At 48.9% G+C, this 5,751-nt stretch carries 5 protein-coding genes; 4 read left to right on the forward strand and 1 reads right to left on the reverse strand.

Features of this window, described 5'->3' with window-relative positions; translation table 11 throughout:
• The 4 genes from Q0668_RS20610 to Q0668_RS20625 form a co-directional block, all read left to right on the forward strand.
• A partial coding sequence (locus Q0668_RS20610) for a BamA/TamA family outer membrane protein (RefSeq protein WP_298868082.1) occupies positions 1–1,784 on the forward strand: 1,784 nt, incomplete at its 5' end.
• Positions 1,785–2,082: 298 nt separating this feature from the next.
• Positions 2,083–2,652: a DUF447 domain-containing protein gene (locus Q0668_RS20615; RefSeq protein WP_298868084.1), complete on the forward strand. Its 570-nt coding sequence runs from the start codon at positions 2,083–2,085 to the stop codon at positions 2,650–2,652.
• A 55-nt stretch (positions 2,653–2,707) separates the two neighbouring features.
• Positions 2,708–3,691, forward strand: a complete 984-nt coding sequence (locus tag Q0668_RS20620) for a beta-ribofuranosylaminobenzene 5'-phosphate synthase family protein (protein WP_298868086.1) — start codon at positions 2,708–2,710, stop codon at positions 3,689–3,691.
• Between the two features lie 139 nt (positions 3,692–3,830).
• Positions 3,831–5,009, forward strand: coding sequence for a DUF1501 domain-containing protein (locus Q0668_RS20625; RefSeq protein ID WP_298868088.1), 1,179 nt, complete (start codon positions 3,831–3,833; stop codon positions 5,007–5,009).
• A gap of 30 nt (positions 5,010–5,039) precedes the next feature.
• Here Q0668_RS20625 and Q0668_RS20630 read toward each other — a convergent pair whose 3' ends face one another.
• The gene (locus Q0668_RS20630; protein WP_298868090.1) at positions 5,040–5,573 is read right to left on the reverse strand and encodes a hypothetical protein; all 534 of its coding nucleotides are present in this window, start codon (positions 5,571–5,573) and stop codon (positions 5,040–5,042) included.
• Between the last annotated feature and the right edge of the window lie 178 nt (positions 5,574–5,751).

Here is a 5,751-nt window from a genome sequence, read left to right on the forward strand (position 1 = left end):
TAATTGATGGCAATCGCATTTTCTCGGAAGACGAAATCCGCGATGAGATTAAATTAGTTGCCGGTGAATTTTTCAACAGCCGTACCCTCTCGAAAGATGTTGAAGAACTGAATCTCAAATATGGAGAGCGCGGCCATTTATTTGCCAGAGTGAATCCGGTCCCCCGTTTTTTAGAGACCCCAGGTGAAGTCGATCTGGTCTACCAAATTAACGAAGACAAACCGTATCGAATTCGGCGGATTACACCACACATCGCTGGTGACAATCCCCGTACCAAGAGTTCCGTTTTGACAAATCCCCTACTGGTCGCTCCCGGCGATCTGGCAAATCAACGTTTAATTTCCAAGAGTAAACGTCGCATTGAAGGGGGATCGGTCTTCGAGCGGGGAGGCCAAAACGCACCCCGCATCAACGTGACCAAAGTAGATCCTAAGCGGGAACTAGCTGAAGCTCGTAAAAATGATATCCTGCGTGGCCAGAATCGCGACCAGAATCGCGCTCAAGGTGGCGAACTCAATAGACCAAAACGCGCACAAGAAGTGTTCAAAGGACCGAAACCTGATCAGAAACTGTTCAAGGAACAGAATCAGGAACAGGAAACAAGCATCTTTCGCGGCCAGAACTTCGAAAATGGAATTCCCGAACCCCTGAATCCACTTTATGGAAACAGTCCTTTGGGCGATCCTTTAGGAACAGATTTCCCCCAACAGCAACCAGGTTGGGTGGATCTGGATGTCTATGCATCCGAAAGTCGTACTGGTCGTCTAATGTTCGGCGTCGGTGTAAACAGTGATGCGGGTGTTGTAGGATCAGTTGTTCTGCAGGAAGAAAACTTTGACATCCTCAGACCGCCTCGCAGTTTTGAAGATATCATGGACGGTACTGCATGGCGCGGTGGCGGACAACGCTTTCGGGCGGAAGCCGTTCCCGGAGATCAAGTCAGCCGCTACCTGGTGAACTGGACGGATCCGTATTTCCTGGATACCAACTTCAGTCTGGGTGTCAGCGGATTTTACTTCACTCGATTCTATGAAGACTGGGATGAAGAACGCGTCGGTACACGTTTGACTTTGGGTCGGCAGTTGACCCAGGAATGGTCAATCAATGGACAGTTCCGCTTGGAAAATGTCGACCTGCGGAATCCACGGGTACCAACTCCTCCGATTGTTCAGCAGTCAGTAGGAAACAATTTACTGAGTACCTTCCGACTGGCAGCCACCCACGACACACGTGACGCGGCATTTTTACCAGCCGAGGGGCATCTCCTCGAATTTGCAGCAGAGCAGGCCGTCGGAGACTTTGATTACAGTCGCCTGGAAACAAATGCCAGCCAATACTTTACTATCTATAAACGACCCGATGGTGGTGGACGTCACATTCTTTCTTTGAGTGCTTCACTAGGTTGGACCGATTCTGATACTCCGGTATTTGAACGATATTTTGCCGGTGGTTTCCAGACATTCCGTGGATTTGAATTCCGTGGAGTAACTCCCCGAGAGAATGGAACTGCTGTCGGGGGTCGCTGGCAATTCCTGGGTAGTGCCCAATACATGGTGCCCATTACTGCCGATGAGATGATCCAAATGGTCTTCTTCAGTGATTTCGGTACCGTCGAAGAAAACGTTTCTCTTGATCAGTTCCGTGTTGCCGTCGGTGCCGGACTTCGTTTAACCGTGCCTGCGATGGGACCGGTTCCTGTTGCTCTGGATTTCTCTGTGCCATTGGCAAAAGAGTCCTTCGACCAGACACAGGTCTTCAGCTTCTACGTCGGCTTTACGAGATAGTAGCTTGTTAAATGGGAATGACTCTGTGTGTCCCTCAGGATAACTGACCACAGCTGGCATTTTCAGAGCACTCACTGGTTTCACCCGAGTCTGTTCTAGATTATGATGGTAGCTGTAATGCAGCCCTTGTGAACGTTTATTTGTGAATATTTACAAGATAACCGTAGCCTCTTACAGTCAGAATAGAATCAGTCGAATCGAATTGGCCCAGAGATATTGGCCCAGAGATATTGGGACACGTGGTCGTCAATCCAGATGCGTGCCGAATGTGAGTTTGTTCCTTCAGAGAGCAGTTACTATGATTTTGGAAGGTATGGTTACCACGAAAAACCGACAGGGAGAATTAAATATTGCTCCTATGGGGCCAGTGGTCAATTCAGACATGTCTCAGCTGGTACTGCGCCCCTTTCAGACATCTCGCACGTTCGGCAATTTGAAAGAAACTCGTTGCGGAGTCTTTCATGTCGTGGACGATGTTTTACTTTTGGCAAAAGCGGCCATTGGCTTACTGGAAGATCTTCCAGAAACATTTCCCGCGGAACACATTTCAGGCGCTGTTTTACAGTCTGCCTGTCGCTGGTATGAATTTCAGGTGGAGAGTATTGATGAAACAAATGAACGAACTGTCATGCAGGCGAAGGTGATTCACCAAGGCCGCATTCGTGATTATTTTGGACTCAATCGTGCCAAACATGCTGTGCTGGAAGCAGCCATCATGGCAACACGCACGCATCTCATTGAGCAGAGTGAGTTAGAGAATCAGTACCGTGCCTTAGCCGAAATTGTGAAAAAAACTGCAGGTCCGGAAGAACAGGCGGCATTCAACTTACTGGAAGAATATATTTCCAAAGCGTATGCTAAAGCATAATTCTTAAAACATCGTGCCTTTAAAATACAATCCGTCTCAGAAGCAAATATTTGTCATGTCACGCAAAGTGATGATCACTACTGGAAGCCGGTTGCATTGGGGACTGCTATCCCTTGCGCCCGCATCAGGACGCGAATTTGGTGGTATCGGCCTCATGGTGGAAGATCCCTCATTGACTCTCTCCGCTAAGATTTCACCGCAGGGACACGACACCATTCTTTGTAATGAGGAATGCCGTCCCAAAATTGCAGCCGCAATCGATGCCACCCGTCGTCATCTGGCAGCTTCTTTGCGAGAGCAATTTTTTTCTCTGGAGTTAAATTCTGAGATTCCTTTACATTCTGGTTTTGGTTCAGGAACGCAATTGAGTCTGGCGGTCGCGCGTGCGCTTACACTGTTATTGGAAGAGCAAATCCTGTCTTCTATGGAATTAGCGCGGCGCGTGCAGCGCGGTGCGCGATCGGCGCTGGGGATACATGGTTTCGATTCAGGCGGATTTCTGGTAGAGGGGGGTAAATGTAAACCGGATGAAATCAGCCCGCTGGTTCTACGTACGGATTTCCCTGAAGACTGGAAAATTCTATTGATTACACCCATTGATCAGCCAGGAATATCCGGAAATGTTGAGGCGCATGCGATTCAGCAGTTAGGTCCGATGCCCCTCGAAGTTACTGAGAGACTCTGCCGACTAGTGCTGATGCAACTCATCCCGGCCTTGAAAACGCGTGATTTTGAAGCCTTCAGTTCTGGTTTGACAGCGTTTGGGCATACGGTGGGTGGATTCTTCACACCCGCTCAAGGGGGGATTTTTGCCAATCCCCGGATGGTAGAGCTGGAAAACCTGCTGAATTCAAAAGGAATCCAGGGAATAGCTCAAACCTCCTGGGGGCCAACTTTGTCCATAGTCTGCGCGAGTTCTGACGATGCTGAAAATGTTTCAAGTATAATAACACAAAATGGTTACGGAGAATTTTGCAGCTTAAGAACGGTCAGTCCTTTAAATCAGGGGGCCCAGATTCAGATCAAGGATTCGGCATGAACTTTTGATTTGCAGCCTAAGTTTCAGAAACAAGCTGAATTATAATACAGGAAAACTTCGACTATAGACCAAGGCTGGTATAATACCAACGCCCCGATAAAGACAAAATATTCTGAATAAGCAGCGAGTAAGATTCTTTATGAGTTCCCAAAAAAAACATTCTGAAGTATCGCGGCGGGATTTTCTCCGTGTTGGTAGTTTGAGCTTTGCCGGATTATCAATGGCCGAGAGGGCCGCTTTAGCAGCTGCAGAGAGAGATCGTTCGCAGAAGAACTGTATTCTAATTATGATGACCGGAGGTGCCAGCCAGCTGGAAACCTTTGATCCGAAACCTGAAGCGCCATCCGAAATTCGCGGTCCGCTGAAAGCAATTTCGACAGCAGTTCCTGGTATTTTTCTGAGTGAAGCCTTTCCTCAATTAGCGCAACGGGCAGGGCAGTTTTCATTGGTTCGCTCAATGTATCATGATGCCGCTCCGATTCACGAAACCGGTTACCAACTGATTCACACGGGGCGCTTATCAAAGGGCAGCACGAATTATCCCTGTTTTGGATCTGTTGTTTCGCGGCAATGGGGGCCACGAGGTGATGCGCCACCTTTTGTTGTATTGCCACGTCTAGTCGGTTCTCTAGGAGTCAATACCTATCGGGGACAGCAGTCAACATTTCTGGGAGAAGCGTTTGAACCGGCGACGACCGTCGGGGATACATCAACCAATGGTGATTATGAAATTGAAATCGCAGGAGAGTCCAGAGCGATTCAGCAACAATACGGCAAACATCGATTTGGCAGGTTAATGCTGCAGGCCAGGCAACTAGTTGAGCGGGGAACGCGATGCGTGGTCGTGAATTTATTCGATGACCTGCATCAGCAATTGACCTGGGACTGTCACGGCACGGGAACAGGGACCTCCGGAAAAGTATATGAGTATCGGGATTTGCTGGGACCTGCCTTTGATAAAGCGCTCTCCACGTTGCTTGATGATCTCTCCTCAAAAGGACTGCTGAACGATACCCTGGTGGTTGCCACGGGAGAATTCGGTCGTACTCCGCAAATCAATGCGTTTGGAGGCCGCGACCATTGGCCACATGTCTGGTCAGCCCTGGTCGCTGGCGGCAATACTCCCGGTGGTCAGGTAGTGGGTGCCAGCGATGCCCGCTCCAGCGCTCCCGTGGATCGCCCGGTGCATGCATCCGAATTGACGGCTACGATTTATCATCACCTGGGATTAAATTCCAATAGCTGTCTGGCCAGCAAGGATGATCAGGAATTGAGCCTGGTAGAAGCATCACCCATTCACGAACTGGTTAACGCATAACCGGATCTCTGAAAATGAGTGAAGAACCGCTCATGCAACATCGGTATTTGGCGGACTGTTTTCTTCAGCCAGAATTGCCTGGACTTCAGGTAGATCCAGCGTAAAGCAGTTACTGATTTCCTGAGCAGAAAACCCCGCCTGACTGAGATAGACTACCATTGAGCGTTGTTCTGCAGTAACTGTGAACGAACGCGAATCTTCGTACATCAATATATCAGGGCTCGATTTGCGTGCGGAATCTTCGGGATTCTGCTGAGTCAGAGCAAGTTGCTGTCTCAAGCGGTTGATTTCTCGATCTGCTTCCTGAAGCAATTCATCCAGGACACGCAGGCGGTTATCCGTCCGGGCTTCCACTTCTCTCCCATATTCATAGAGTTTGATTTCAAGTTGATTGAGCCGATTGAACTGGCTTTGCTCAATTTGAGTCAACTCGTGTTGTGCTTCGTGTAATGGATTTCGATCACGCACGCGACGCTGATTGCGAAACGTTTTCCTTAAAGCCCACGCCACAACAAGTATCATGCCACCTGTCAGGATCAGATTGAAATCACTCGTGTCAAACATGGTTGGCAAGTCATCCTTTACTTACTAACAAATTCTATATCAGCCAGTTCACTCGTACGCTCGGGCAATCTTCCTGATTACCGTCGCAGTCATAGTCAATGATCATGATCATGATCATGGTCGTGGTCGTGGTCGTGGTCGTGGTCGTGGTCGTGGTCGTGGTCGTGGTCGTGGTCGT

This window comes from uncultured Gimesia sp., assembly GCF_937910335.1.
GTDB lineage: Bacteria > Planctomycetota > Planctomycetia > Planctomycetales > Planctomycetaceae > Gimesia.

Excerpts from the sequence above, each read along its gene's own strand:
- Q0668_RS20620 (WP_298868086.1), top strand. The coding sequence starts at position 2,708 with ATGTCACGCAAAGTGATGATCACTACTGGAAGCCGGTTGCATTGGGGA.
- Q0668_RS20630 (WP_298868090.1), bottom strand. The coding sequence starts at position 5,573 with ATGTTTGACACGAGTGATTTCAATCTGATCCTGACAGGTGGCATGATA.
- Q0668_RS20625 (WP_298868088.1), top strand. The coding sequence starts at position 3,831 with ATGAGTTCCCAAAAAAAACATTCTGAAGTATCGCGGCGGGATTTTCTC.
- Q0668_RS20615 (WP_298868084.1), top strand. The coding sequence starts at position 2,083 with ATGATTTTGGAAGGTATGGTTACCACGAAAAACCGACAGGGAGAATTA.